The following is a 23,880-nucleotide window of genomic DNA, read 5'->3' on the forward strand; positions in this document are numbered from 1 at the left end:
CACGGCGACACCCACGCCTACAGCAACCATATGGAACAGATCCGCACCCAGCTGCGCGCACGCCGAAGAAGCTGCCGGAGCTGGTGATCAAGCGTAAGCCTGCGTCGATCTACGATTACAAGTTCGAAGACTTTGAAATCGTGGGCTATGACGCTGATCCAAGCATCAAGGCCGATGTCGCTATCTAGGGCCTGACGCTGGCCAATGTGGGAGGGGGCTTGCCCCCGATAGCGGTGGATCAGTTAAGTGAAGAGTGACTGACACACCGCCATCGCGGGCAAGCCCGGCGCCCACAGTTGATATGCTTTGTCCGAGAGGCTGGCGCTCGTCCTACATGAGCGTTGCGGCACGCCAAATCGACGCTTATAGTTCGCCCCGTCGCCGGTATTGAATGGCGATAGGGTTTCGCAGCCCTACAGAGTTAAAACCGCACCCGTCAAAACAGCCCCGGTATTCTTGCCGACGGCGGTCTTTGTTATGGCGGCTGTGCGTGGGAGACCTTCGGGTCTGCCGGGTCTTAACTCCTCGGTCTGCGAACCCGCGTACAGCTGCCACCTCATTTGTTTCGCAGCAAACGGTGGCCTTTCTTCTATTGAGTTAAGGAATTGCCATGAAGAACCAACACCCACCCCGCCGCTTTTACCCTTGCACCGAAACCGCCACCGACAACCCCGTACTACTGATCGACAGCGCGGCCCCACTGCTCGACCTCCACGCCTGCCTGCGCGAACGCCTCAATGCCGCCCTCGAACACCTCACCCTGATGGCCTGCTCCAGCCTGCCGGACTTTGCCGAGCGCGACCTGAACAATGTGGCCAATACCGCACGCATTCTGGTGCAGGATGTGAGTGATGTGTTTCGGGTGATTGAACAGCGTGGGTTCGATACGCCTACCGTCGCTTGATCAAATCCCTGCAACAAAAAACCCGCATCTTATGCGGGTTTTCAATGGCCTCAGGCCAGTGGTTTTACTACGGGCTTGCGTCTCATCCCCGGCGTCACCGAGTCGTGAAGCGCCATAGCGCGTCCTGCATCCCATTCCTTCTGCATGGTTGAAAAAAGCTCAACATCAACCCGCGCTTGATGCGCACTCAGCGCCTGCGACATGGCTTCGGCGATACGTTCAATAATCATCCCTGGGGCTGCGATGCCACAGTGCTTGCGACCAAACTCAATCAGTTGCCGACGATCAGGATACGCCTTCACCTTGTTCATCTTGATTGCCAAGGTACGGTCGACCAGCGCTTGCCCGGATTTTGGGTTGTAATGCTCATATGCGGTGGTGGTTGTGACATCGAATACCGGTGCCAATTGCACGGTTTCAAGAGCCCCCGGATGGGTATAGAGCACACCGAAATTCTTAAGGTGAGCATCACCATTGCGCACCATGACCGACAAGCACACCGAAGAGAAAAAACGCTCGAGCTCACGTAGCACATCACCCTGGTGGCACACCTCGCGAATCACTGCCGCGAGGGTTTCGTAACTTTGGGAATACTTGTAGTTATCGTGAGGGTCTTTGTTCAGTCCCAGCAGCACCGCCATGTCTTCAAACCCCAACCTGCCGGCCGGTTCAGATCAAAGCGCTCCATGACAAACAGGTCGCCACCGTTGGGTCGTAGGGCATGACCAACGAGACTTCACGAGACGCCTCAGCCCAAGCGTAGGAAAACGAGAACTGCGACCCCTTGGACAGTTCGCCTCCCACGCCTTGGGGCGTGGCAATGTTAAGCCGCTTGACCTTACTCATCGCACTCCACCAGTTCGGCAAGGGATTTGAGATCGATCCGCCGGTCAACCACTTCCAACGCCATTCCCAACGCTGTAATCACTCGGAAGGCCGTGTACATGGCAACGTTTTCTCCCGCTTCCAGGTCGATGATGGTCTTGCGGCTGCACCGCGCTTTTTCCGCGAGCTGCTGCTGGCTGTAGTGCTTCGCTCGGCGCAGCTGTTTAAGCCGTTCGCCAAATTCGGGAGGGCTGGTGATGAGCAAAATGTCACCCATATGGGACTTTTAATAGGATTTATCCAATTATGTCCGTTATGAGGGACCTTTCAACCGCCTTACGTCTGCTAAAGCGCGCCCACAAAAAAGCCCGCATCGCTGCGGGCTTTTTTTAAACACCTAAGACTCAATTCACCTTAGCGTTCAACTCACCTTTCAAATAACGCTGATACATCGCTTCCAACGAGATCGGCTTGATCTTCGACGCATTACCCGCCGTACCAAACGCTTCATAACGTGCGATACACACATCACGCATCGCGGTCACGGTGGCGCCGAAGAATTTACGTGGGTCGAATTCGCTCGGGTTGGTGGCCATCAGGCGACGCATCGCACCGGTGGAGGCCAGGCGCAGGTCGGTGTCGATGTTGACCTTGCGCACGCCGTGCTTGATGCCTTCGACGATTTCTTCAACCGGTACGCCGTAGGTTTCTTTGATGTCGCCGCCGTACTGGTTGATGATCGCCAGCCACTCTTGCGGGACCGAGGAAGAGCCGTGCATCACCAGGTGGGTGTTGGGGATGCGTTTGTGGATTTCCTTGATGCGGTCGATGGCCAGCACGTCGCCGGTTGGCGGCTTGGTGAACTTGTAGGCGCCGTGGCTGGTGCCGATGGCGATGGCCAGGGCATCGACCTGGGTTTTCTTGACGAAGTCAGCGGCTTCTTCCGGGTCGGTCAGCATTTGGCTGTGATCCAGCACGCCTTCGGCGCCGATGCCGTCTTCTTCGCCGGCCATGCCGGTTTCCAGGGAACCCAGGCAGCCCAGCTCGCCTTCAACCGACACGCCGCAGGCGTGGGCCATGGCGACGGTTTGTTGGGTCACGCGTACGTTGTACTCGTAGTCGGTCGGGGTCTTGCCGTCTTCGCCGAGGGAGCCGTCCATCATGACCGAGCTGAAGCCCAGTTGGATGGAGCGCTGGCACACGTCAGGGCTGGTGCCGTGGTCCTGGTGCATGCACACCGGGATATGCGGGAATTCTTCGATCGCGGCGAGGATCAAGTGACGCAGGAACGGAGCACCGGCGTATTTGCGCGCACCGGCCGAAGCCTGGACGATCACGGGGGAGTCGGTCTTGTCAGCGGCTTCCATGATGGCGCGCATCTGCTCAAGGTTGTTGACGTTAAAGGCTGGGACGCCGTAGCCGAACTCGGCTGCGTGGTCCAGCATTTGACGCATGCTGATAAGTGCCATTGTGTTGTCTCTCCCGGTAGAGGGTCGTTAATCGTGCAAGCCTGCCGTAGCGGCGGCTGCTATTCAAGTTATTGCCGGCCGGTTTTGCATGCCTGGCCTGCTGAATCGTTATTGCTGTCAGGCTTATTGGGCTTTGCAGCCCCGCCCGATCAAATCGTCGGTAGCCACCCAGTAAACCAGGCCTTCCTCACCTTTTGTGTGAAACGCCAATTGGTCGTTGGCATACAACACACCCGAGGCGGCAATGTCCTGTTTAAGGCGATAAACCTGGTCGGAACCGCCGAGGCGTACATCCACCTCGGAGCGGGCCGAATTGGCAAAGCGCCAGTTGACCTCGGCCTTGCTGTCACAAATCCAGGTGGTCCACTTATCGGCAGGCTCTGCCTTGTTGAACATGTTCATGCTGCTGCAACCGGCCAGTAAAGCCAGTGCCGCCAGGGCGAAAACGCCTTTCATTGCCAATCCTCGAGCGAAGGCCCTGGGCCGTCGCTGCTGTCGGTTAGTTGATCAGACCCGTCAAGGGCAACCCTGTTCCTGACCGTTGGGCGCGGAGTCGTATTTCTCCAGCCGTTCGTTGCCGATGCGCTTGTTGATCACCGGCATGGTTTCGGCTTGCCAGTCAGCCTGGTAGCAGTTGTTTTGCTGCTGCTGCGCAGGCTTGGCTGGCGCAGGCGCCGCGCTTGGCGTGCTGCCGCAGCCGGCCAACAGACCCGCCGCGATCACCAGTGCCAACGTCTTGATCATGGGAATGCTCCTTTTCCTGATCACGCTTTTAACCTTTGGCTCGGGTTTCCAGCACTTCAACGGCTGGCAGGACCTTGCCTTCGACGAATTCGAGGAATGCACCGCCACCGGTAGAAATGTAGGAGATTTGCTCAGCTACGCCATATTTGTCGATGGCCGCCAGGGTGTCACCGCCACCGGCGATGGAGAATGCCGAGCTTTCGGCAATCGCCTTGGCCAGCACTTTGGTGCCGTTGCCGAACTGGTCGAACTCGAATACACCGACCGGACCGTTCCACAGGATGGTCTGGGAGGCTTTCAGCAGTTCGGCGAAGTTGGCTGCGGTTTGCGGGCCGATATCCAGGATCATGTCATCGTCGGCCACGTCAGCGATCAGTTTGACGGTGGCGGCGGCGCTTTCTGCGAATTCCTTGGCGACGACCACATCAACCGGCAATGGCACGCTGACCTTGGCGGCGATGGCGCGGGCGGTGTCGAGCAGGTCCGGTTCGTACAGGGACTTGCCCACCGGGTGACCGGCTGCGGCCAGGAAGGTGTTGGCAATGCCGCCGCCGACGATCAGTTGGTTGCAGATCTGGCTGAGGCTGTTGAGCACGTCCAGCTTGGTCGACACCTTGGAGCCGGCGACGATGGCGGCCATCGGTTGTGCCGGCGCGCCCAGGGCCTTGCCCAGTGCGTCCAGTTCGGCCGCCAGCAATGGGCCGGCCGCCGCAACCTTGGCGAACTTGGCCACGCCGTGGGTCGAACCTTCGGCGCGGTGGGCGGTGCCGAACGCATCCATCACAAACACGTCGCACAGGGCGGCGTATTGCTGGGCCAGTTCGTCACTGTTCTTTTTCTCGCCCTTGTTGAAACGCACGTTTTCGAACAGCACGATATCGCCGGCCTTCAGGTCCACGCCGCCCAGGTAATCGGCCACCAATGGCACGTCGCGGCCCAGAGCCTTGCTCAGGTAATCGGCTACGGGTTTGAGGCTGTTTTCGGCGGAGAACTCACCTTCGGTCGGACGGCCCAGGTGGGAGCAGACCATCACGGCCGCGCCTTTTTCCAGGGCCAGCTTGATGGTCGGCAGCGAGGCCAGGATTCGCGCATCGCTGGTGACTACACCGTCCTTGACTGGGACGTTGAGGTCTTCGCGAATCAGTACGCGCTTACCTTGCAGATCGAGGTCGGTCATCTTCAACACGGTCATGGGTCGCAGTTCCTGAATTACTGTTGAGGTTGTTTAGAGGCGATATGCAGATAATGTTCCGCAACGTCGAGCATTCGGTTGGCAAAACCCCATTCGTTGTCGAACCAGGCCAGGATGTTCACCAGCCTCGGGCCGGAAACGCGGGTCTGGCTGGCATCGACGATCGCCGAATGCGGGTCATGGTTGAAATCACAACTGGCGTGGGGCAGCTCGGTGTAGGCCAGCAGGCCTTTGAGCGGGCCGCTGGTGGCGGCATCGCGCAGAATCCGGTTGACCTCCACGGCATCGGTGTCGCTGACGGTTTGCAAGGTGATATCCAGGCAGGACACATTCACCGTCGGCACCCGTACGGCTTTGGCCTGGATTCGCCCGGCAAGTTCCGGCAGCAAGCGCTCGATGCCACGGGCCAGGCCGGTTGACACCGGAATCACCGACTGGAACGCCGAGCGTGTGCGGCGCAGGTCTTCATGGTGATAGGCGTCGATCACCGGCTGGTCGTTCATCGCCGAGTGAATGGTGGTGATCGACACGTAATCGATACCAATCGACTGGTCCAGCAGGCGCAACAACGGCACGCTGCAGTTGGTGGTGCAGGAAGCGTTGGACACCAGCCGCTCATTGCCGGTCAGGCAATCCTGGTTGATGCCATAGACGATGGTGGCGTCGACATCCGCCTCGCTGGCCATCGGCTGGGAAAACAGCACACGCGGCGCACCGGCGTCGATAAAACGCTGGCCATCGGCACGGGTGTTATAGGCACCGGAGCATTCCAACACCAGGTCGACGCCCAGCGCCGCCCAGTCGATGCCCTCGGGGGTGGCACTGCGCAATACTTTCACGCAGTCGCCGTTGATATGCAGACAATCGCCGTCGACCCGCACTTCGCCGGGAAAGCGGCCGTGGGTGGAATCAAAGCGTGTCAGGTATTCGATGCTGGCCATGTCGGCCAAATCGTTGATCGCGACAATCTCAAAGCCGGCCGTCGCCCCTCGCTCGAACAGAGCACGCAAGACGCAACGACCAATGCGGCCGTAGCCGTTGAGTGCAACTTTGTAGGGACGCGGTTGGGGCATGGGGTTCTCGATCAAGGTTAGTTCGGTGTTGAATGTTCTGACGCCATCGCGGGCAAGCCCGCTCCCACAGTAGACCGCAATCCAAATGTGGGAGCGGGCTTGCCCGCGATGGCGCCAGTGCAAACAACGCAGACTGACTTAGTCTTCCAGCAGTTCTTCAGCCTGACCCAGGATGTTTTCCAGGGTGAAACCGAACTCTTCGAACAATGCCGGCGCCGGTGCCGACTCACCGTAGGTGGTCATGCCGATGACGCGGCCTTCCAGGCCCACGTACTTGTACCAGTAGTCGGCATGCGCCGCTTCGATGGCGATACGCGCGCTTACCTGCAACGGCAGCACCGATTGCTTGTAGCCGGCGTCCTGGGCTTCGAACACGCTGGTGCACGGCATGGACACAACGCGCACGTTGCGGCCTTGCGCGGTCAGCCTGTCATACGCTTGAACGGTCAGGCCCACTTCGGAACCGGTGGAGATCAGGATCAGCTCTGGCTCGCCGGTGCAGTCCTTGAGCACGTAGCCGCCGCGGCTGATGTCAGCGATCTGCGCGTCGGTGCGCACTTGGTGCTGCAGGTTCTGACGCGAGAAGATCAGCGCCGAAGGGCCGTCCTTGCGCTCGATGGCGTGCTTCCAGGCCACGGCGGATTCCACCGCGTCGGCTGGGCGCCAGCAATCCAGGTTCGGCGTGGTACGCAGGCTGGTCAGTTGCTCGACCGGCTGGTGCGTCGGGCCGTCTTCGCCCAGGCCGATGGAGTCGTGGGTGTACACATGGATCACACGCTTCTTCATCAGCGCGGCCATGCGCACGGCGTTGCGCGCGTATTCCATGAACATCAGGAAGGTCGCGCCGTAAGGCACCAGGCCGCCGTGCAGGGACACGCCGTTCATGATGGCGCTCATGCCGAACTCGCGCACGCCGTAGTACATGTAGTTGCCGCTGGCGTCTTCGGCCGAGACACCTTTGCAACCTTTCCACAGGGTCAGGTTGGAACCGGCGAGGTCGGCCGAACCGCCGAACAGCTCAGGCAGCAGTGGGCCGTAGGCATTCAGGGCATTCTGGCTGGCTTTGCGGCTGGCAATGGTTTCGCCCTTGGCGGCCACTTCTGCGATGTATTCGTCGGCCTTGGCCGAGAAGTCCAACGGCAGGTCGCCATTGAGGCGGCTCATCAACTCAATTGCCAATGCAGGGAATTCGGCGGAGTAGGCCGCGAAACGCTGGTCCCACTCGGCTTCGGTCGCCAGGCCTTTTTCTTTGGCATCCCACTCGGCGTAGATGTCGGCCGGAATTTCGAACGGGCCGTGGTTCCACTTCAGCGCTTCACGGGTCAGAGCGATTTCCGCGTCACCCAGTGGGGCGCCGTGGCAGTCTTCCTTGCCTTGCTTGTTCGGCGAACCGAAACCGATAGTGGTTTTGCAGCAGATGAGGGTCGGCTGCGCGCTCTTGCGAGCGGTTTCGATGGCGGTCTTGATTTCTTCAGGATCGTGGCCGTCAACGTTGCGGATCACCTGCCAGTTGTAGGCTTCGAAACGCTTTGGCGTGTCATCGGTGAACCAGCCTTCGACTTCGCCGTCGATGGAAATGCCGTTGTCATCGTAGAAGGCGATCAGCTTGCCCAGGCCCAGGGTACCGGCCAGGGAAGCGACTTCGTGGGAAATGCCTTCCATCATGCAGCCATCACCCAGGAACACGTAGGTGTGGTGGTCGACGATATCGTGGCCGGGACGGTTGAACTGCGCGCCCAGGACTTTTTCAGCCAGCGCGAAGCCGACGGCATTGGCCAGGCCTTGGCCCAGAGGACCGGTGGTGGTCTCGACGCCTGGGGTGTAGCCGAATTCCGGATGACCCGGTGTACGGCTGTGCAGCTGGCGGAAGCTCTTGAGGTCATCGATGGTGACGTCGTAGCCGGTCAGGTGCAGCAGCGAATAGATCAGCATCGAGCCGTGGCCGTTGGACAGCACGAAGCGGTCACGGTCGGCGAACGACGGGTTGCTTGGGTTGTGTTTCAGGTAATCACGCCAAAGTACCTCGGCGATATCCGCCATGCCCATCGGGGCACCGGGATGGCCGCTGTTGGCTTTTTGCACGGCATCCATGCTGAGGGCACGAATGGCGTTGGCACGCTCACGACGGCTGGGCATCGCTGATCTCCTGGGGGCTTGAATAAAGAAACGGAAAAAAGGACCGGCATTTTCCCTCAGCCACCGCCTGCGGGCAATGACAGATAGTCACTTGTGGGTGTTTTTCCTGTGCTTTGGCCGGCAATCGCTTGCAGAAAGCTTTCACGTATTCGTCTAACGGTGATGGCGACTGCTTATAACCACCACTTATCGATCAATATCAAAACTTTTTGATATTGACCTTGCAGGGACACCCACCCGTCACTAGACTGCTGGCCTTATGAACCTACCCGTGCCCTCACTGCGTCCCGACGACGGCGATGAACTGGCAGCCTTGTGCAAGGCCGCTGGCGACCCGTTGCGCTTGAACGTCTTGCGCGCACTGGCCAACGATTCGTTCGGCGTACTGGAACTGGCGCAGATCTTCGCCATCGGGCAGTCGGGCATGAGCCACCATTTGAAGGTGCTGTCCCAGGCCGACCTGGTGGCCACCCGCCGCGAGGGCAATGCGATTTTCTACCGCCGCGCCCTGCCCCATACCGACCTGCTCGGCGGCAAGCTGCACGCGGCCCTGCTTGAGGAAGTGGACGGTTTGAACCTTCCGGGCGACGTACAAGCGCGCATCGGCCAGGTTCATGGTCAGCGAGCTGCCGCCAGCCAAGACTTTTTCGCCCGGATCGCCGAGAAATTTCGCGCGCAGCAAGACCTGATTGCCGGTCTTGCACAATACCGCGACAGCGTACTGGCACTGCTGGACAAGCTGAGCTTCAGTGAAGGGGCAACGGCCTTGGAAGTCGGCCCAGGGGATGGCGGTTTCCTGCCGGAACTGGCGCGCCGTTTCCAGCAGGTCACTGCGCTGGACAACAGCCCGGCGATGCTCGAACTGGCGCGCCAGCTGTGCGAACGCGAAGCACTGGGCAACGTCAGCCTGCAGTTGGCCGACGCGCTGAACAGCACAACGATCAAGGCCGACTGCGTGGTGTTGAACATGGTCTTGCACCATTTCGCCGCCCCCGCCGACGCCCTCAAGCAAATGGCCGGGTTGCTGCACCCCGGCGGTAGCCTGCTGGTTACGGATTTATGCAGCCACAACCAGAATTGGGCCAGGGAGGCCTGCGGTGATCTCTGGTTGGGTTTTGAACAGGACGATCTGGCCCGTTGGGCCACCGCTGCGGGGCTCGTTCCCGGGGAAAGCCTCTATGTAGGCTTACGTAATGGTTTCCAGATCCAGGTCCGCCACTTTCAGCGGCCGGCTGGCGACACTCACCATCGGTAATATCAGGAAAACATCGAGATGAGCGAATACTCCCTTTTCACCTCCGAGTCCGTGTCTGAAGGGCATCCGGACAAAATCGCCGACCAGATTTCTGACGCGGTGCTGGACGCCATCATTGCGCAAGACAAGTTTGCGCGCGTGGCGTGCGAGACTCTGGTGAAAACCGGTGTAGCGATCATCGCCGGCGAAGTGACCACTTCCGCCTGGGTTGACCTGGAGCAGATCGTCCGTGACGTGATCACCGACATCGGCTACAACAGCTCCGACGTCGGCTTCGACGGCGCGACCTGCGGCGTGATGAACATCATCGGCAAGCAGTCCCCGGACATCAACCAGGGTGTCGACCGCGCCAAGCCGGAAGACCAGGGCGCCGGCGACCAGGGCCTGATGTTCGGCTACGCCAGCAACGAAACCGATGTGCTGATGCCGGCACCGATCACCTTCTCGCACCAGCTTGTGCAACGTCAGGCCGAAGCGCGTAAATCCGGCCTGCTGCCTTGGCTGCGCCCGGACGCCAAGTCCCAGGTGACCTGCCGCTATGAAGGCGGCAAAGTCGTCGGGATCGATGCAGTCGTACTGTCGACCCAGCACAACCCGGACGTTTCCTACACCGATCTGCGTGAAGGCGTGATGGAGCTGATCGTCAAGCATGTATTGCCTGCCGAATTGCTGACCAAGGACACCCAGTTCCACATCAACCCGACCGGCCAGTTCATCATTGGTGGCCCGGTGGGCGACTGCGGCCTGACCGGCCGCAAGATCATCGTCGACAGCTACGGCGGCATGGCCCGTCACGGTGGCGGCGCGTTCTCCGGTAAAGACCCGTCCAAGGTTGACCGTTCCGCGGCGTATGCCGGGCGTTACGTGGCCAAGAACATTGTGGCGGCCGGTCTGGCCGAACGCTGCGAGATCCAGGTGTCCTACGCAATCGGTGTGGCACAGCCTACGTCGATCTCGCTGAATACCTTCGGCACCGGCAAGATCAGCGATGAAAAAATCGTCAAGCTGGTGCGCGAGATCTTCGACCTGCGTCCCTACGCGATCACCACCATGCTCGACCTGCTGCACCCGATGTACCAGGAAACCGCAGCTTACGGCCACTTCGGCCGTACCCCTGCGCAGAAGACCGTGGGTGACGATACCTTCACCACTTTCACCTGGGAAAAAACCGATCGCGCCAACGACCTGCGCACGGCTGCCGGCCTGTAATCGTTCGTGGTACCCAAACGCCCAGCCGGGTTCGTCCGGCTGGGCGTTTTTATTGCCGGTACGACCTCGTCACATTTTTTGGATCCACACCTTGCGGGCCAAATGATGGCCCCCTAGAATCCGCGCCCTCTCGGGCCCTCTACCTTATTTGGATATTGCCCTGCGCCAGCCCGGGATCAATCAGCGCGCAGGCAGTCGAACATTGAGGTTTTTCATGCGCATCTCCACGCTCGCACCTGCCGCCCTTCTACTCAGCCTGTTCGCCCTGCCGGCCAACGCTGCCGACTTGAGTGCACTGGGCGGCGCCCTGACTTCCCAGTTGGGCGGCGGCAATTCCGGCGACTGCCAGAAACAATCGGCAGACCTGCAAACCAAGATCGATGCAGCCCAAGCCAGCAACGACACCCTGAAAGTGAGCGCCTTCACCGCAGCCCAGGAGCAGGTCAACAAAGGCTGTAACAAACTCGCTGAAGCCCAGGCCAAAGCCGACGCCAAGCAGCAAACCCAGGCCGCCAAGACCGACAAGTCCGAAGCCGTGAAAGCCCTGGGCGGTCTGTTCAAGTAAACCGGAAACACCTAGTAAAAAGCCCCGCGTTGTCGGGGCTTTTTTGTGGGCGCGCGGATCATTTAGGCTGGGCGCCCCTTCCGAGCAAGGATGCTCATGATGCGTTTACTGATCGCGCTTTTACTCTATGCATTACCCCTCTGGGGCCTGGCGCAAAACTGCCCCGAAGACGCCCGGACACAGATCCACAACCTGGCTGAACAGGTCCGCCTGTGGGATGACAGCTACCACCGCCTCGGCCAGTCACCCATCGGCGACGAACTCTACGACCAGGCCCGCCAGCGCCTGGCCGATTGGCGCCAGTGCGCTGCCCTGCCGGCCACGGCGCCAGGCAACCCACTGGCCACTTCACGGGGCACGTTGCCCCACCCGGTGGCCCACACCGGCCTGGAAAAACTTCGGGATGAACAGGCTGTCGGCACTTGGCTGGACACACACAAGGAGGTATGGATCCAACCCAAGGTCGACGGCGTGGCGGTGACCCTGGTGTATCGCCAGGGCCGGTTGACCCGGGTGATCAGCCGCGGCGACGGCATGCTTGGCCAGGACTGGTCAACTTCTGCGCGCAAGATCCCCGGCATCGTCCAGCAACTGCCGGAGCCCCTCGACCTGGTGCTGCAGGGCGAGCTCTATTGGCGCCTGCACGCGCATGTGCAATTGGCCAACGGCGGGCTCAATGCGCGCAGCAAGGTGGCCGGGCTGATGAACCGTCGGCAACTGAGCGACACCGACGCAGCCGGCATCGGCCTGTTCGTGTGGGCCTGGCCCGAAGGGCCGACGGAGTTCCCCGAACGCCTGGCCACCCTGGCACGTCTGGGCTTCGTCGACAGCCAGCGCTACAGCCAACCTGTCCAGAACCTCACCGACGCCATGCACTGGCGCGCCTATTGGTACAATCACCCACTCCCTTTTGCCAGTGACGGGGTGGTACTGCACCAGGCGCAGCACGCACCCGCTCAACGCTGGCAAGCCAATGCGCCCTACTGGGCCGTGGCCTGGAAATACCCGGCGACCAAAGCCCTGGCACTGGTGCGCAAGGTCCATTTCAAGGTCGGCCGCACCGGGCGCATCACCCCCATTCTGGAGCTGCAGCCGGTGCATCTGGACGATCGGCAGATCAGCCGCGTGAGCGCCGGCTCGTTGAAGCGATGGCAGGCACTGGATATCCGCCCCGGCGACCAGGTTTCCATCAGCCTGGCGGGCCAGGTGATCCCCCGACTGGACGAGGTGATCCTGCGTAATGCCACGCGCGTTGACCTGCCAGTGCCGGACCCGCGCAATTTTCACGCGTTGAGCTGCTGGCAACTGGATCCCGGCTGCGAAGAGCAATTGCTTGCACGACTCAGTTGGTTAAGTGGCAATCAGGGCTTGGCTTTGCCTCATATGGGCCGCGAGACGTGGAACGTATTGATTCAGGCAGGTCTAATCGCAGGCTTTCTCGATTGGTTGACCCTGGATGCGGCAGAGCTTGCTAACATTGATGGCCTCAGTGAACTCAGCCGCACACGGGTACTCGACAGCATCCGCAGCGCTCGGCAACGGCCCTTTGCACAATGGCTCAAAGCCTTGGGCGTACCGCCTGCGGCACGTAACAACCTGGAAGGCGACTGGCAGACCTTGATCGCCAGAGACACCCAGGCCTGGCAGGCCATCGATGGCATCGGCCCGGGCCGCGCGGCGCAATTGAGCGCCTTTTTTCGCGATCCGCAGATACAGGCGCTGGCTGAAACATTACGTATGGCCGGGATAGATGGGTTCTGAATCCAACCCGGTCATCAGATTGCGATTATGGAGCCCTACATGAAACGTCTAACCTCCTTTGCCCTGCTGACCGTTGCTGGCCTCATGGCCATGCCGCTGTTGGCGGACGAGCAAGCCCCCCTTACCGGCTGCGCCGCCAAGCGCCAGGCCATCAGCACGCAGATCGAACAGGCCAAGGCCCACGGCAACAGCGACCAACAGGCCAGCCTGGAAAAAGCCCTGAGCGAAGTCAGCGCCAACTGCACCGACGCCGCCTTGAAGAAGGAACGCGAAAACAAGGTGCTCGACGCCAAGCATGAAGTCAGCCGCCGTCAGGCCGACCTCGACAAGGCGATGAAAAAGGGCGACTCCGAGAAGATCAACAAACGTAAGGACAAGCTCGCCGAATCGCGCAAAGAGTTGCAGGACGCAGTGGAAGAACTCGACCAATAATCCAGTCAGTGGTCCCTGAACTGTTTATGGCAGGCGCTGCAGGCATCTTCGACTTTCTGCACCGCAGGCATCAGGTTAGCGGCCTTGTAGGGTTGCACCCGACCGGCGATCACCAATTCACCGGTGGCCGCCTCCAGGTTGCGCGCCAGTTGCTGGAACTGCGCCTGTTTTTGCCATACGTCGTCCTTGGCGCTGGTGTGATCGTCCTCGCGCACGCTCGGGAAATGCTGCCACGGTTGATGGGACAACGCATCGAGCCGGGTCGCGCCTTCGGCGAATTGCGCGCCGTCGAACGGGATGCGCCCGCGTAACATGCCGCCCAGGTCTTCGCTGGTCTTGAGCATCTGCTTGAAGATCGCCTTGCGCTGGCCCAGGGGCGAATTCGGATCGACGCCGCCGCACGCGGACAGTGCGACGCAGGCCAGCAATACAACGGTCATTTTTTTAAAAGTCATGGTGGCTCAGGGTCACGGGAAACGGCGGCCAGTATCCTCGCCCCGTTCGCAAAGACCAATAGCCCTATTATTAATAAGGGTTGTCCAACCGCGCTTCAGCACGGGCAATCGCTTCAGGAAGTATTTGTATGCATGTCACCTTGAAACCCTGGGGCCGCCGCCTGGCGTGGGCTCTACCAATGATCGCGCTGCTGGCCGGTTGCGACGCGGGCAAAGAAACCGCCAAAGATGAAACTTCCAAGCCCCACGCCATCGCCACCTATGTAAGCGCACCCTGGGAGGCCTTGCCGGCGGTGTCCGACAGCGACCTGCTGGCCGGTTTCGAATCCTGGCGCAGTGCCTGCCAACGTCTCAAGGCAGACCTGGTGTGGGGTGCAACCTGCGCGGCGGCGGCCACGGTGCCGGGCGATGCGGTGGCGGTGCGTGGTTTTCTCAAGGAGCGCCTCGACGTGTTTGGCCTGCGTTCGGCCGACAATACCCCCAACGGCTTGATCACCGGTTACTACGAACCGGTCTACCCCGGCAGCCTGACCAAGACCGCCACCGCCCACGTACCGGTGTACGGCGTGCCGGATGACTTGATTATCGTCAACCTGGAAAGCATCTACCCGGAACTCAAGGGCAAGCGCCTGCGCGGTCGCCTTGAAGGCCGCGTGCTCAAGCCCTATGACGACGCCGGCGCCATCAACGGCCAGGGCTCCAGCGCCAAGCCGATTGCCTGGCTGACAGACCCGATGGACCTGCAGTTTCTGCAGATCCAGGGCTCGGGTCGCATCCAGCTCAAGGACGGGCGCCAACTGCGTGTCGGTTATGGCGACCAGAACGGCTACCCCTACCGCCCTATCGGCCGCTGGCTAGTAGAGCAAGGCGAATTGAAGAAAGAAGAGGTGACCATGGGCGCGATCAGCGCCTGGGCCAAGGCGCACCCCGAACGGATCCCGCAACTGCTGGCAAGCAACCCCAGCTATGTATTTTTCAGCGCCCGCCCCGACAGCAACGAAGGCCCACGCGGCTCGCTGAACGTGCCGTTGACCGCCGGCTACAGCGTGGCGGTGGACCGCAAGGTGATTCCGCTGGGCAGCTTGTTGTGGCTGTCGACCACCAAACCGGACGGCACGCCGCTGGCACGCCCGGTCGCGGCGCAGGATACGGGCGGCGCAATCACCGGCGAAGTGCGCGCGGATTTGTTTTGGGGCACCGGTGATGCAGCGGGTGAACTGGCCGGGAGCATGAAACAACAGGGGCAAATCTGGATGTTGTGGCCTAAAGGCACTGCACTGCCGCAAGTGCCGGATGCCCCCGCGGGGACCTGACAGACACCAGAGATCAACATGTGGGAGGGCGGTGCGACGATTCGACCTGCCCCTCTCACAACGGATCTGCGTCAGGCCTTAGATCGAGACAAAGAAGAAACTCGCAATCAACGCCATGCCCACCGCCCACACCAGCGAACGCAATATCGCCCAGTCAGCCAGGTAGCAAATGATGTACAGCAGGCGGCTGGTGATAAACAGCACGGCCAGCACATTAATAGTCACCAGTTCGGCGTTGCCGGCCACGTGGGCGATAATCACCGCCGCCGCAAACGCCGGGGTTACTTCAAAGCTGTTGAGCTGCGCACTGTGGGCGCGTTTGGCGATCCCTTCGAGGTTGTCCAGGAAAGCCCGCGGGTCATGGTTATCACGCGCGCCGAATTTGCCGTCACTGAACTTGGCCACACCCGTACACAGGTAAGGCAGAAAAATCGCGATCAATACACACCAGAAAGCAGCCGTCATCACAGAGTCCTTTTGTCGTTTTATGCAGCAACAGGAGTTCTAGCACTAACCCCCCCACATCGCACCTACACGCTATGAGCCACCACGCAGCGAAAGGTTCTATTGTGGGCCACCCACGCGGCAGCGGCCCACCTCCCCTTACTGTTTTTTGTTGATCTGTGGCGGATGTCTCGGATCCGCAGCCTTGCGGCCCGGCAAGCTGCCTTCACTGCGAATCTGCGCATGGCTGATCAGCGCAAAGATAAAGCTGCCACCAATAATGTTGCCGGCCAGGGTGGGGCCGGCGAACACCAGCCAAAAATCCTTCCACGGCAGCTCGCCGGCGAACACCAGATATGACACCTCCGCGGAACCCACCACGATATGGGTGAAATCCCCCAGCGCCATCAGGTAGGTGATAAGGATGATGATCCACATCTTGGCGCTTTCCATCGACGGGATCATCCACACCATGGTGGCAATCATCCAACCGGAGACGATGCCCTTGGCGAACATCTGGCCAGGGTGGTTCTCCATGATCTTGCGTCCGATCTCAAGGAAGGCATGATCCGTCCGGGTGTCGAAGATTGGCAGGTGCAGCATCACGTAGGCCACCAACAGCGTGCCGCACAGGTTACCCACCAACACCACCGACCACAGCCGCAGCAGGCGCCCGGCGTTCGCCAATGTGGGTTTGCTCATCACTGGCAGCACGGCGGTCAAGGTGTTTTCGGTGAACAGTTGCTGACGCGCCAGGATCACCGCCAAAAAGCCCGCGCAATAACCGAAGCTGGCGATGACCTTGAAGCCCTCACCGTCCGGCAGGCGCGAGTTGAGCAAGCCCATGGCCATCAACGATAGGCCCATGGTCAACCCGGCCGCCAGCGCCGACCACCACAACGCCGCGACGTTGCGCTCCAGTTCCTGGTCGCCCTGGGTGCGGATGATTTCATGCAGTACAGCCGCGCGGGGCGGCTGGTTTTCGTCTACGTCCTGCTGCTCTTGCTGCGACAGGTTGGGGGTCTTGCCGTCTGCTTGAGTGGCCATGATGTACCAAAGTCCGAAGGGTGCCTGTAGCTACGACACTCCGGCGCGATAGCTGTTCAGCTTGTCAGCAATGCGCATGACATCGGCCGGCGGGATTGCCTTGAAGCGTTGGCGATATGAGCAAGAAGCGCTTTGCGCGACTCGTCTCGGATCATGTCCTCCAGCGGGGTCGCATCGGATTTCAAAAAACGCGGCAGCAGAGTCATCAGCAACTGGGAAATATTGCCGACCGGTGCCGGCAAGCGCCCGAGCTGTTCACCAAGCGTCGAACTGGCTTCCTGCAATCAAGCCGTCACACGGTTTTTGCTGTTCAGCAGGCTAGGCAGATTGATCTTGTCCCTTGGCCCCACCACCACTGAGCGTCAAATGGGTAATGGGCGGCGGCGCCAACGCCACCTCGACCCGACCGAGATGATCACGATGCAGGCTCAGATCGCGCGCTCCGCCCCTCTACCAACAAGGTCTTCGCAGGGTGATCGACGCTGACTCTGACCTCTCCATGCGAAGTAAACGCAACAGGGGCAACCGGATTGAGCACTTTCATTGACTGGCTCTCGCCGCAGGGAATGTAGTCCTGAGTGATAAGAGAGCCTGGGAAAGATCCATTCGGAACAATCCAGTAACGAAACCAAACCGGTAAAGTTTAATTATTCGCCAAGGTCTTATTCCTGGAACTGATCCTTGACGTACTTGATTTCGGTACGCCCGTGAGGCGCCGGCAGACCGTCTTCGCCGAGGTTGACGAAGACCATTTTTTCCACGGTCAGGATACTTTTGCGGGTGATCTTGTTGCGCACTTCACAGGTCAGGGTGATAGAGGTACGACCGAACTCGGTGGCGGTGATGCCCAGTTCGATGATGTCGCCCTGGCGCGAGGCGCTGACGAAGTTGATTTCGGAGATGTACTTGGTTACCACGCGTTGGTTGCCCAATTGCACAATGGCGTAGATGGCGGCTTCTTCGTCGATCCAACGCAGCAGGCTACCGCCGAACAGGGTGCCGTTGGGGTTGAGGTCTTCAGGTTTTACCCATTTGCGTGTGTGAAAGTTCATGGGGGCTCCGGGTTCGAGGTGAGTAGACGATAGAGTTACGCCCCCAGCTTCAAGTTTTAAGCGACAAGCTGCAAGTAAAAGCCAATTCGCTCTAACTTGCCGCTTGTAGCTTGTTACTTGCCACTGGCCGGATAAAGAAAGCTATAATCCCCCCCGATTTCGAACGGCCACCACCGTTCTCCCGCCACCTGTCCGAGGGGCGCTGCAGCAGGCTTGGCCTGTCAGGCTCGGATGGGGCGTTGTCCGGTCTGGTCATCCAGCTGGATACTAAACGCACAACGGCGCCCATTCGCACACTACGAATGGAGGCTCTTCATGAGCGCTGTCAACACGCCTGCAGATTTCACCGACTACAAAGTCGCCGACATGTCCCTCGCCGCCTGGGGCCGTCGTGAAACCTTTATCGCCGAATCCGAAATGCCGGCCCTGATGGGCCTGCGTCGCAAGTACGCCGCAGAGCTTCCGCTCAAGGGCGCGAAGATCCTCGGCTGCATCCACATGACCATCCAGACTGCCGTGCTGATCGAAACTCTGGTCGCCCTGGGTGCCGAAGTGCGTTGGTCGTCCTGCAACATCTTCTCGACTCAAGACCAGGCCGCCGCCGCAATCGCTGCTGCCGGTATCCCGGTCTTCGCCTGGAAAGGCGAGACCGAAGAAGAGTACGAGTGGTGCCTGGAGCAGACCATCCTCAAGGACGGCGCGCCTTGGGATGCCAACATGATCCTCGACGACGGCGGCGACCTGACCGAGCTGCTGCACAAGAAGTACCCGCAGATCCTCGACCGTGTCCACGGCGTGACCGAAGAAACCACCACTGGCGTACACCGTTTGCTGGACATGCTGGCCAAGGGCGAGCTGAAAATCCCGGCCATCAACGTCAACGACTCGGTGACCAAGAGCAAGAACGACAACAAGTACGGCTGCCGTCACAGCCTGAACGACGCTATCAAGCGCGGCACCGACCACCTGCTGTCGGGCAAGCAAGCCCTGGTGATCGGCTACGGTGACGTGGGCAAGGGTTCGTCCCAGTCCCTGCGTCAGGAAGGCATGATCGTTAAAGTTTCCGAAGTTGACCCGATCTGCGCCATGCAAGCCTGCATGGACGGTTTCGAAGTGGTTTCGCCGTTCATCGACGGCATCAACGACGGTACTGAAGCAAGCATCGACAAAGCCCTGCTAGGCAAGATCGACCTGATCGTGACCACCACCGGTAACGTGAACGTGTGCGACGCGAACATGCTCAAGGCCCTGAAAAAGCGCGCCGTGGTCTGCAACATTGGTCACTTCGACAATGAGATCGACACCGCTTTCATGCGCAAGAATTGGGCATGGGAAGAAGTGAAGCCACAGGTACACAAGGTTCACCGTACCGGCGCTGGCGATTTCGACCCGCAGAACGACGACTACCTGATCCTGCTGGCCGAAGGCCGTCTGGTTAACCTGGGTAACGCTACCGGCCACCCAAGCCGCATCATGGACGGCTCGTTCGCCAACCAGGTGCTGGCCCAGATCTTCCTGTTCGGCCAGAAATACGCCGACCTGTCGCCGGCCCAGAAAGCCGAGCGCCTGACCGTGGAAGTACTGCCGAAGAAACTCGACGAAGAAGTAGCCCTGGAAATGGTCCGCGGCTTCGGCGGCGTGGTGACTCAACTGACCAAGACCCAGGCCGACTACATCGGCGTGACGGTTGAAGGCCCGTTCAAGCCGCACGCGTATAGGTACTGACAGCAGCGGCAAGCTTTCAGCTACAAGCGGCAAGTAAAGGCGTTTGTGTTGAGAGCTTGCTACTTCCTTGCTCTTTAAGCAGTTGTGGGCTGTGAGTTTCATGCTACAAGAACAGGCGCACCGCCCTCTTGCAGCTTGAAGCTTGCAACTTGCAGCTGGAGACCTCCTCCATGTCCCAAGACCGTCGCTACAGCTTCGAGTTCTTCCCGACCAAGACCGATGCTGGGCATGAAAAGCTGATGGCCACTGCCAAGGTGCTGGCCAGTTACAACCCTGACTTCTTCTCCTGTACCTACGGTGCCGGCGGCTCGACCCGTGACCGCACGATCAACACCGTGTTGCAGCTGGAAAGCGAAGTCAAAGTTCCCGCCGCTCCGCACTTGTCGTGCGTGGGCGACAGCAAGGCCGACCTGCGCAGCCTGCTGACCCAATACAAGTCCGCCGGCATCAAGCGCATCGTTGCCCTGCGTGGCGATCTGCCGTCCGGCATGGGCATGGCCAGCGGTGAGCTGCGCCATGCCAATGACCTGGTGAGTTTCATCCGTGAAGAAAGCGGCGATCACTTCCATATTGAAGTGGCGGCTTACCCGGAGATGCACCCGCAGGCCCGTAATTTCGAAGACGATCTCAATAACTTCGTGCGCAAGGCCAATGCCGGTGCCGACAGTGCGATCACCCAGTACTTCTTCAACGCCGACAGCTACTTCTACTTCGTCGAGCGTGTACAGGCCCTGGGCGTGAACATCCCGATCGTGCCGGGCATTATGCCGATCACCAACTACAGCAAGCTGGCACGCTTCTCCGATGCGTGCGGCGCAGAAATCCCACGCTGGGTGCGCAAGCAACTGGAAGCCTACGGCGACGACGTCAAGAGCATCCAGGCGTTCGGCGAACAGGTCATCACCGAAATGTGTGAACAATTGTTGCAAGGTGGTGCGCCCGGGCTGCATTTCTATACCCTGAACCAGGCCGAACCGAGCCTGGCAATCTGGAACAACCTTAAACTGCCACGCTAGGGTTGTTTAATCGCAACACCCGGCCCTCGTTATTACGGGGGCTTTTTTATTCATATTCCCAGGAAAGGAAACCAACCGTAGATGAATACAGCGTCCCCGACTCCTCGCCCGCAACTGGTGTATCTGGTTTTCGGCGCCGAGACTTACCATCAGGAAGCGGTATTCAGCATCGCCAGCGCCGTGTCACACCTGGGGGGCGCCCAGCACATGCCGTTGGACATCCAGGTGTTCAGCGATAACCCGCAGCCCTACGAGGGCCTGCCAGTGCAGGTCCACGCACTGGACGAAACCACGCGCAAACGCTGGAGCGAACCGCACGGTTACCATTTCCGCACCAAGCACGTGCTGTTGCGCCAAGTGCTGGAAACGGCCGAAACCGCGCTGCTGATCGACACGGACACCTTCTTCCACGAATCGCCCATGGCGCTGTTCGAACGTGTCGCACCCGGCATCGTGCTGTGCAACGCCTTCCAGGCAAAATACGGCGATAACCGCGAAAGCGTGCTGTATGAAGCCCTGGCCACCTACCTGGCCGACAAAGGCGTGGCCGACGACGACATGTGGCTGCTCAACTCCGGCGTCATGGGCCTGTCCCGCCAGGACGCGCACATCCTCGATCACTCGATCGAGTTGATGGACGAACTGTTCCCCCTGGCCCACGGCGCCTACACCCTGGAAGAGTTCTGCCTGTCGGTGGCCGCGTACCGCACACTCAATGTGCGCCAATGCCCGGACCTGATCCACCACTACTGGAGCCGCAAGCAGCTGTTCCGTGCCAAGGTCAAGGCGTGGATCGCCAAGCACGCCGCCAACCCCCTTTGCGCCCAAGCCTTGGCCGACACCCGCAGGGTTTCCGCCCACCTGCCCCGCCCGCCGCGCCTGCAACGCACGTTGTACAAGCTGATCACCCTGGCACTGCCAAAACGCAAGCAGCAGTTCATCCGCGAGATTCTCTACGGCTGCTACGAGCACGAAAATGAGTTCGATCAGGCCTGTGGTCCGGTTTGGTGGGAAAAGGCCCGGCAAAACCAGGAGGAGCGGCAGAAATGTCCGGTTGACGCGCACCAATTGGAACACTGGTTCGCCAATCCCGTGGTCCGCCTGATTCTCGGCGAGCGCCGTGCGGCCATTTATGAACATCTGATGACCTCAAAGGCAAAATAGCACCCCCCGCAAATGCATGGGCCAGAGCTTCTCTTTAGTGCACGAGCATCGTAACCTCAGGGCATGACGCTCATTGCAAAGCTGTTGACCGCTGCCCTTTTTGCTTGCCTGAGCCTGGCCGCTTACGGCGAGAAACTGCGCATTGTCACCGAGCCCTGGGCGCCCTACGTCTATGAAGAAGACGGCGTCATGCGCGGGCTGGACTACGAAACCACGGCGATCGTGTTCCAGCGACTGGGGGTCGAGGTGCAGTGGCAGTTCCTACCCTGGAAGCGCTGCCTGGCCATGCTTGAGCAGGGCAATGCCGATGGCGCGCTGGATATTTTCCACAGCCATGACCGTGACGCCTTGCTGCTGTACCCCAGCGAACCGCTGTCAGACGTCGAGTTCGCGTTGTTCTACGCCAATGAGCGCCCGCACCCGGCCAAGCATCTCAATGACCTGCGAGGCCTCACGGTAGGCACCTCGCCAGGCTACTTGTACGGCGACGATTTCAGCACGTCCACGTTGTTCAAACGCGAGCCGGCACCCAGCCATGAAGCCAATTTCGGCAAATTGATGCTGGGACGCATCGATCTGGTCATCACCGACCGCCGAGTGGGCCAGCATGTGATAAAGGCCCTGGGCCTGGAAGGCAGGGTCAGCCAGGCGCCGGTCATGGTCAGCCGCCAGCAGCAATTTCTCGCCGTGCGCCGTGGCGCCGGCATGGACCTGCTGGTGCGGCGCTTCGCCGCTGAACTCAAGCGCTTCAAACAGGAACCCGCCTATGCCGTCCTCAGTGCAAAATACGGTGGAATCCAGGCCATTACGGCCTCAGGACACACCGTTGAGCAGCAGGAAAGCAGCGCACCGTGATTGCTCTGTTATACTCCGGCCTTTCCGCCAGGCTTACGCCCGGCCGCTCGGGTCTTGAAAAAGGCACCCAACCCCGCTACAGCGCAGCTTTCAGCCCCGCGCGAGCCGGTGGAGTGCCCGCCAGACGCAGCAGGACCGGACGGGATTGCGCTCCCCTAAGCGCCATTCACGCCCGGCAAGATTATCCCTTTGGGCCAAGCCCTAACTAAAACAGGATTACTCATGTCCTTTGCTTCCCTCGGTCTCTCCGAGGCTTTAGTCCGCGCCATCGAGGCAGCGGGCTATACCGAGCCTACTCCGGTGCAACAGCGGGCCATTCCCGCCGTGTTGCAAGGTCGCGATCTGATGGTCGCGGCTCAGACAGGTACTGGTAAAACCGGCGGTTTCGCCCTTCCGATTCTGGAGCGGTTGTTCCCCAACGGTCACCCGGACAAATCCCAGCGTCACGGCCCGCGCCAACCACGCGTACTGGTCCTGACCCCAACCCGCGAACTCGCAGCGCAAGTGCATGACAGCTTCAAGCTGTACGCCCGCGACTTGAAGTTCGTCAGCGCCTGCATCTTCGGCGGCGTCGGCATGAACCCACAGGTTCAGGCCATGTCCCGTGGTGTGGACGTGCTGGTGGCATGCCCCGGTCGTTTGCTCGACCTGTGCGGCCAAGGCAGCGTCGATTTATCCCACGTGGAAATCCTCGTGCTGGACGAAGCCGACCGCATGCTCGACATGGGCTTTGTCCATGACGTGAAAAAGGTCCTCGCCCGACTGCCGGCCAAACGTCAGAACCTGCTGTTCTCGGCAACGTTCTCTCAGGACATCACCGCCCTGGCCGGCAAGCTGCTGCATAACCCGGAACGCATCGAAGTCACGCCGCCGAACACCACGGTCGAGCGCATCGAGCAGCGCGTCTTCCGCCTGGCTGCGAGCCACAAGCGCTCGCTGCTGGCCCACCTGATCACCCATGGCGCGTGGGAACAGGTGCTGGTGTTCACCCGCACCAAGCATGGCGCCAACCGCCTGGCCGAGTACCTGGACAAGCACGGCCTCACCGCCGTCGCCATCCACGGCAACAAGAGCCAGAACGCGCGCACCAAAGCCCTGGCCGACTTCAAGGCCGGCTCCGTGCGTATCCTGGTGGCTACCGATATCGCCGCACGCGGCCTGGATATCGATCAGTTGCCACACGTGGTCAACTTCGAGCTGCCAAACGTCGACGAAGATTATGTGCACCGTATCGGCCGTACCGG

26 protein-coding genes, 1 pseudogene and 1 riboswitch are annotated in these 23,880 nt (G+C 60.3%); of the genes and pseudogenes, 13 read left to right on the top strand and 14 right to left on the bottom strand.

Translation table 11 applies throughout. The features are described from left to right. Positions 1-188 (top strand): annotated as a pseudogene (locus JWR98_RS25085) (thymidylate synthase); the annotation flags it as partial. Positions 189-610: 422 nt separating this feature from the next. Then, positions 611-904, top strand: coding sequence for a fructose-bisphosphate aldolase (locus tag JWR98_RS25090; RefSeq protein ID WP_205491489.1), 294 nt, complete (start codon positions 611-613; stop codon positions 902-904). Positions 905-954: 50 nt separating this feature from the next. On the opposite strand, the gene JWR98_RS25095 is transcribed toward JWR98_RS25090, so the two are convergent. From JWR98_RS25095 to tkt, 9 genes are all read right to left on the bottom strand, one after another. After that, positions 955-1,545: a HipA domain-containing protein gene (locus JWR98_RS25095; RefSeq protein ID WP_263974274.1), complete on the bottom strand. Its 591-nt coding sequence runs from the start codon at positions 1,543-1,545 to the stop codon at positions 955-957. Between the two features lie 28 nt (positions 1,546-1,573). Beyond that, positions 1,574-1,750 carry a hypothetical protein gene (locus JWR98_RS29620; protein WP_225908854.1) on the bottom strand — a complete coding sequence of 59 codons (177 nt, stop codon included), beginning with the start codon at positions 1,748-1,750 and terminating at the stop codon, positions 1,574-1,576. Further along, positions 1,743-2,006, bottom strand: coding sequence for a helix-turn-helix transcriptional regulator (locus JWR98_RS25100; protein ID WP_225908855.1), 264 nt, complete (start codon positions 2,004-2,006; stop codon positions 1,743-1,745). Before JWR98_RS25100 ends, JWR98_RS29620 begins: the two co-directional genes overlap by 8 nt. 127 nt (positions 2,007-2,133) lie before the next feature. Further along, complete coding sequence (gene fba / locus JWR98_RS25105) at positions 2,134-3,198, bottom strand: class II fructose-bisphosphate aldolase (RefSeq protein ID WP_003234513.1); 1,065 nt, start codon at positions 3,196-3,198, stop codon at positions 2,134-2,136. A gap of 123 nt (positions 3,199-3,321) precedes the next feature. Beyond that, complete coding sequence (locus JWR98_RS25110) at positions 3,322-3,654, bottom strand: MliC family protein (RefSeq protein ID WP_078735009.1); 333 nt, start codon at positions 3,652-3,654, stop codon at positions 3,322-3,324. Positions 3,655-3,714: 60 nt separating this feature from the next. Then, positions 3,715-3,942, bottom strand: coding sequence for a hypothetical protein (locus JWR98_RS25115; RefSeq protein ID WP_078735010.1), 228 nt, complete (start codon positions 3,940-3,942; stop codon positions 3,715-3,717). A 28-nt stretch (positions 3,943-3,970) separates the two neighbouring features. Beyond that, a complete protein-coding gene (locus JWR98_RS25120; protein ID WP_078735011.1) occupies positions 3,971-5,134 on the bottom strand; it encodes a phosphoglycerate kinase in 1,164 nt (387 codons plus the stop codon). Between the two features lie 17 nt (positions 5,135-5,151). Next, on the bottom strand, positions 5,152-6,207 hold the full coding sequence (gene epd / locus JWR98_RS25125; RefSeq protein ID WP_078735012.1) for an erythrose-4-phosphate dehydrogenase: 1,056 nt from the start codon (positions 6,205-6,207) through the stop codon (positions 5,152-5,154). Between the two features lie 138 nt (positions 6,208-6,345). Further along, a complete protein-coding gene (tkt, locus tag JWR98_RS25130) occupies positions 6,346-8,343 on the bottom strand; it encodes a transketolase (protein WP_205491490.1) in 1,998 nt (665 codons plus the stop codon). Between the two features lie 259 nt (positions 8,344-8,602). Between tkt and JWR98_RS25135 the strand changes: the two genes are divergently transcribed. From JWR98_RS25135 to JWR98_RS25155, 5 genes are all read left to right on the top strand, one after another. Continuing rightward, positions 8,603-9,598: an ArsR/SmtB family transcription factor gene (locus tag JWR98_RS25135; protein WP_205491491.1), complete on the top strand. Its 996-nt coding sequence runs from the start codon at positions 8,603-8,605 to the stop codon at positions 9,596-9,598. 18 nt (positions 9,599-9,616) lie between these two features. Then, entirely contained in the window at positions 9,617-10,807 is a 1,191-nt protein-coding gene (gene metK / locus JWR98_RS25140) for a methionine adenosyltransferase (RefSeq protein WP_078735015.1), read from the top strand. A gap of 214 nt (positions 10,808-11,021) precedes the next feature. Then, a complete protein-coding gene (locus JWR98_RS25145) occupies positions 11,022-11,372 on the top strand; it encodes a DUF1090 family protein (protein ID WP_078735016.1) in 351 nt (116 codons plus the stop codon). A 96-nt stretch (positions 11,373-11,468) separates the two neighbouring features. Beyond that, complete coding sequence (gene ligB / locus JWR98_RS25150; RefSeq protein ID WP_078735017.1) at positions 11,469-13,133, top strand: NAD-dependent DNA ligase LigB; 1,665 nt, start codon at positions 11,469-11,471, stop codon at positions 13,131-13,133. Positions 13,134-13,172: 39 nt separating this feature from the next. After that, positions 13,173-13,565 carry a DUF1090 domain-containing protein gene (locus JWR98_RS25155; protein ID WP_205491492.1) on the top strand — a complete coding sequence of 131 codons (393 nt, stop codon included), beginning with the start codon at positions 13,173-13,175 and terminating at the stop codon, positions 13,563-13,565. Positions 13,566-13,570: 5 nt separating this feature from the next. On the opposite strand, the gene JWR98_RS25160 is transcribed toward JWR98_RS25155, so the two are convergent. After that, complete coding sequence (locus JWR98_RS25160; protein ID WP_205491493.1) at positions 13,571-14,020, bottom strand: c-type cytochrome; 450 nt, start codon at positions 14,018-14,020, stop codon at positions 13,571-13,573. Between the two features lie 128 nt (positions 14,021-14,148). Here JWR98_RS25160 and mltA point away from each other — a divergent pair, with 128 nt between their 5' ends. Next, on the top strand, positions 14,149-15,333 hold the full coding sequence (gene mltA / locus JWR98_RS25165) for a murein transglycosylase A (RefSeq protein WP_205491495.1): 1,185 nt from the start codon (positions 14,149-14,151) through the stop codon (positions 15,331-15,333). 78 nt (positions 15,334-15,411) lie between these two features. Here the strand turns inward: mltA and JWR98_RS25170 are convergent, their stop codons facing one another. The 4 genes from JWR98_RS25170 to JWR98_RS25185 form a co-directional block, all read right to left on the bottom strand. Then, on the bottom strand, positions 15,412-15,798 hold the full coding sequence (locus JWR98_RS25170; RefSeq protein ID WP_078735021.1) for an MAPEG family protein: 387 nt from the start codon (positions 15,796-15,798) through the stop codon (positions 15,412-15,414). Between the two features lie 138 nt (positions 15,799-15,936). Then, positions 15,937-16,824: a formate/nitrite transporter family protein gene (locus tag JWR98_RS25175; RefSeq protein ID WP_078735022.1), complete on the bottom strand. Its 888-nt coding sequence runs from the start codon at positions 16,822-16,824 to the stop codon at positions 15,937-15,939. Positions 16,825-16,880: 56 nt separating this feature from the next. Beyond that, positions 16,881-17,108: a hypothetical protein gene (locus JWR98_RS25180; protein ID WP_205491497.1), complete on the bottom strand. Its 228-nt coding sequence runs from the start codon at positions 17,106-17,108 to the stop codon at positions 16,881-16,883. Between the two features lie 378 nt (positions 17,109-17,486). Then, complete coding sequence (locus JWR98_RS25185; RefSeq protein WP_017531011.1) at positions 17,487-17,876, bottom strand: acyl-CoA thioesterase; 390 nt, start codon at positions 17,874-17,876, stop codon at positions 17,487-17,489. A 188-nt stretch (positions 17,877-18,064) separates the two neighbouring features. Continuing rightward, positions 18,065-18,170: riboswitch (S-adenosyl-L-homocysteine riboswitch) on the top strand. A gap of 21 nt (positions 18,171-18,191) precedes the next feature. Between JWR98_RS25185 and ahcY the strand changes: the two genes are divergently transcribed. The 5 genes from ahcY to JWR98_RS25210 all read left to right on the top strand — a co-directional run. After that, a complete protein-coding gene (gene ahcY, locus JWR98_RS25190; RefSeq protein ID WP_078735024.1) occupies positions 18,192-19,601 on the top strand; it encodes an adenosylhomocysteinase in 1,410 nt (469 codons plus the stop codon). Positions 19,602-19,771: 170 nt separating this feature from the next. Further along, the gene (gene metF / locus JWR98_RS25195) at positions 19,772-20,617 is read left to right on the top strand and encodes a methylenetetrahydrofolate reductase [NAD(P)H] (RefSeq protein ID WP_078735025.1); all 846 of its coding nucleotides are present in this window, start codon (positions 19,772-19,774) and stop codon (positions 20,615-20,617) included. Between the two features lie 81 nt (positions 20,618-20,698). Continuing rightward, positions 20,699-21,781: a hypothetical protein gene (locus JWR98_RS25200; protein WP_078735026.1), complete on the top strand. Its 1,083-nt coding sequence runs from the start codon at positions 20,699-20,701 to the stop codon at positions 21,779-21,781. A gap of 63 nt (positions 21,782-21,844) precedes the next feature. Continuing rightward, entirely contained in the window at positions 21,845-22,636 is a 792-nt protein-coding gene (locus tag JWR98_RS25205) for a substrate-binding periplasmic protein (protein WP_078735027.1), read from the top strand. A 222-nt stretch (positions 22,637-22,858) separates the two neighbouring features. Next, positions 22,859-23,880 (top strand): DEAD/DEAH box helicase (locus JWR98_RS25210; RefSeq protein WP_205491499.1); only part of this gene is annotated, 1,022 nt, incomplete at its 3' end.

The sequence above is a fragment of the Pseudomonas lactucae genome (assembly GCF_016937615.1).
Classification (GTDB): Bacteria; Pseudomonadota; Gammaproteobacteria; order Pseudomonadales; family Pseudomonadaceae; genus Aquipseudomonas; species Aquipseudomonas lactucae.

What these genes read in the sequence shown, in the direction of transcription:
- JWR98_RS25090 (WP_205491489.1), top strand. Translation starts at nt 611, where the DNA reads ATGAAGAACCAACACCCACCCCGCCGCTTTTACCCTTGCACCGAAACC.
- JWR98_RS25095 (WP_263974274.1), bottom strand. Translation starts at nt 1,545, where the DNA reads ATGGCGGTGCTGCTGGGACTGAACAAAGACCCTCACGATAACTACAAG.
- JWR98_RS29620 (WP_225908854.1), bottom strand. Translation starts at nt 1,750, where the DNA reads ATGAGTAAGGTCAAGCGGCTTAACATTGCCACGCCCCAAGGCGTGGGA.
- JWR98_RS25100 (WP_225908855.1), bottom strand. Translation starts at nt 2,006, where the DNA reads ATGGGTGACATTTTGCTCATCACCAGCCCTCCCGAATTTGGCGAACGG.
- fba (WP_003234513.1), bottom strand. Translation starts at nt 3,198, where the DNA reads ATGGCACTTATCAGCATGCGTCAAATGCTGGACCACGCAGCCGAGTTC.
- JWR98_RS25110 (WP_078735009.1), bottom strand. Translation starts at nt 3,654, where the DNA reads ATGAAAGGCGTTTTCGCCCTGGCGGCACTGGCTTTACTGGCCGGTTGC.
- JWR98_RS25115 (WP_078735010.1), bottom strand. Translation starts at nt 3,942, where the DNA reads ATGATCAAGACGTTGGCACTGGTGATCGCGGCGGGTCTGTTGGCCGGC.
- JWR98_RS25120 (WP_078735011.1), bottom strand. Translation starts at nt 5,134, where the DNA reads ATGACCGTGTTGAAGATGACCGACCTCGATCTGCAAGGTAAGCGCGTA.
- epd (WP_078735012.1), bottom strand. Translation starts at nt 6,207, where the DNA reads ATGCCCCAACCGCGTCCCTACAAAGTTGCACTCAACGGCTACGGCCGC.
- tkt (WP_205491490.1), bottom strand. Translation starts at nt 8,343, where the DNA reads ATGCCCAGCCGTCGTGAGCGTGCCAACGCCATTCGTGCCCTCAGCATG.
- JWR98_RS25135 (WP_205491491.1), top strand. Translation starts at nt 8,603, where the DNA reads ATGAACCTACCCGTGCCCTCACTGCGTCCCGACGACGGCGATGAACTG.
- metK (WP_078735015.1), top strand. Translation starts at nt 9,617, where the DNA reads ATGAGCGAATACTCCCTTTTCACCTCCGAGTCCGTGTCTGAAGGGCAT.
- JWR98_RS25145 (WP_078735016.1), top strand. Translation starts at nt 11,022, where the DNA reads ATGCGCATCTCCACGCTCGCACCTGCCGCCCTTCTACTCAGCCTGTTC.
- ligB (WP_078735017.1), top strand. Translation starts at nt 11,469, where the DNA reads ATGATGCGTTTACTGATCGCGCTTTTACTCTATGCATTACCCCTCTGG.
- JWR98_RS25155 (WP_205491492.1), top strand. Translation starts at nt 13,173, where the DNA reads ATGAAACGTCTAACCTCCTTTGCCCTGCTGACCGTTGCTGGCCTCATG.
- JWR98_RS25160 (WP_205491493.1), bottom strand. Translation starts at nt 14,020, where the DNA reads ATGACTTTTAAAAAAATGACCGTTGTATTGCTGGCCTGCGTCGCACTG.
- mltA (WP_205491495.1), top strand. Translation starts at nt 14,149, where the DNA reads ATGCATGTCACCTTGAAACCCTGGGGCCGCCGCCTGGCGTGGGCTCTA.
- JWR98_RS25170 (WP_078735021.1), bottom strand. Translation starts at nt 15,798, where the DNA reads ATGACGGCTGCTTTCTGGTGTGTATTGATCGCGATTTTTCTGCCTTAC.
- JWR98_RS25175 (WP_078735022.1), bottom strand. Translation starts at nt 16,824, where the DNA reads ATGGCCACTCAAGCAGACGGCAAGACCCCCAACCTGTCGCAGCAAGAG.
- JWR98_RS25185 (WP_017531011.1), bottom strand. Translation starts at nt 17,876, where the DNA reads ATGAACTTTCACACACGCAAATGGGTAAAACCTGAAGACCTCAACCCC.
- ahcY (WP_078735024.1), top strand. Translation starts at nt 18,192, where the DNA reads ATGAGCGCTGTCAACACGCCTGCAGATTTCACCGACTACAAAGTCGCC.
- metF (WP_078735025.1), top strand. Translation starts at nt 19,772, where the DNA reads ATGTCCCAAGACCGTCGCTACAGCTTCGAGTTCTTCCCGACCAAGACC.
- JWR98_RS25200 (WP_078735026.1), top strand. Translation starts at nt 20,699, where the DNA reads ATGAATACAGCGTCCCCGACTCCTCGCCCGCAACTGGTGTATCTGGTT.
- JWR98_RS25205 (WP_078735027.1), top strand. Translation starts at nt 21,845, where the DNA reads ATGACGCTCATTGCAAAGCTGTTGACCGCTGCCCTTTTTGCTTGCCTG.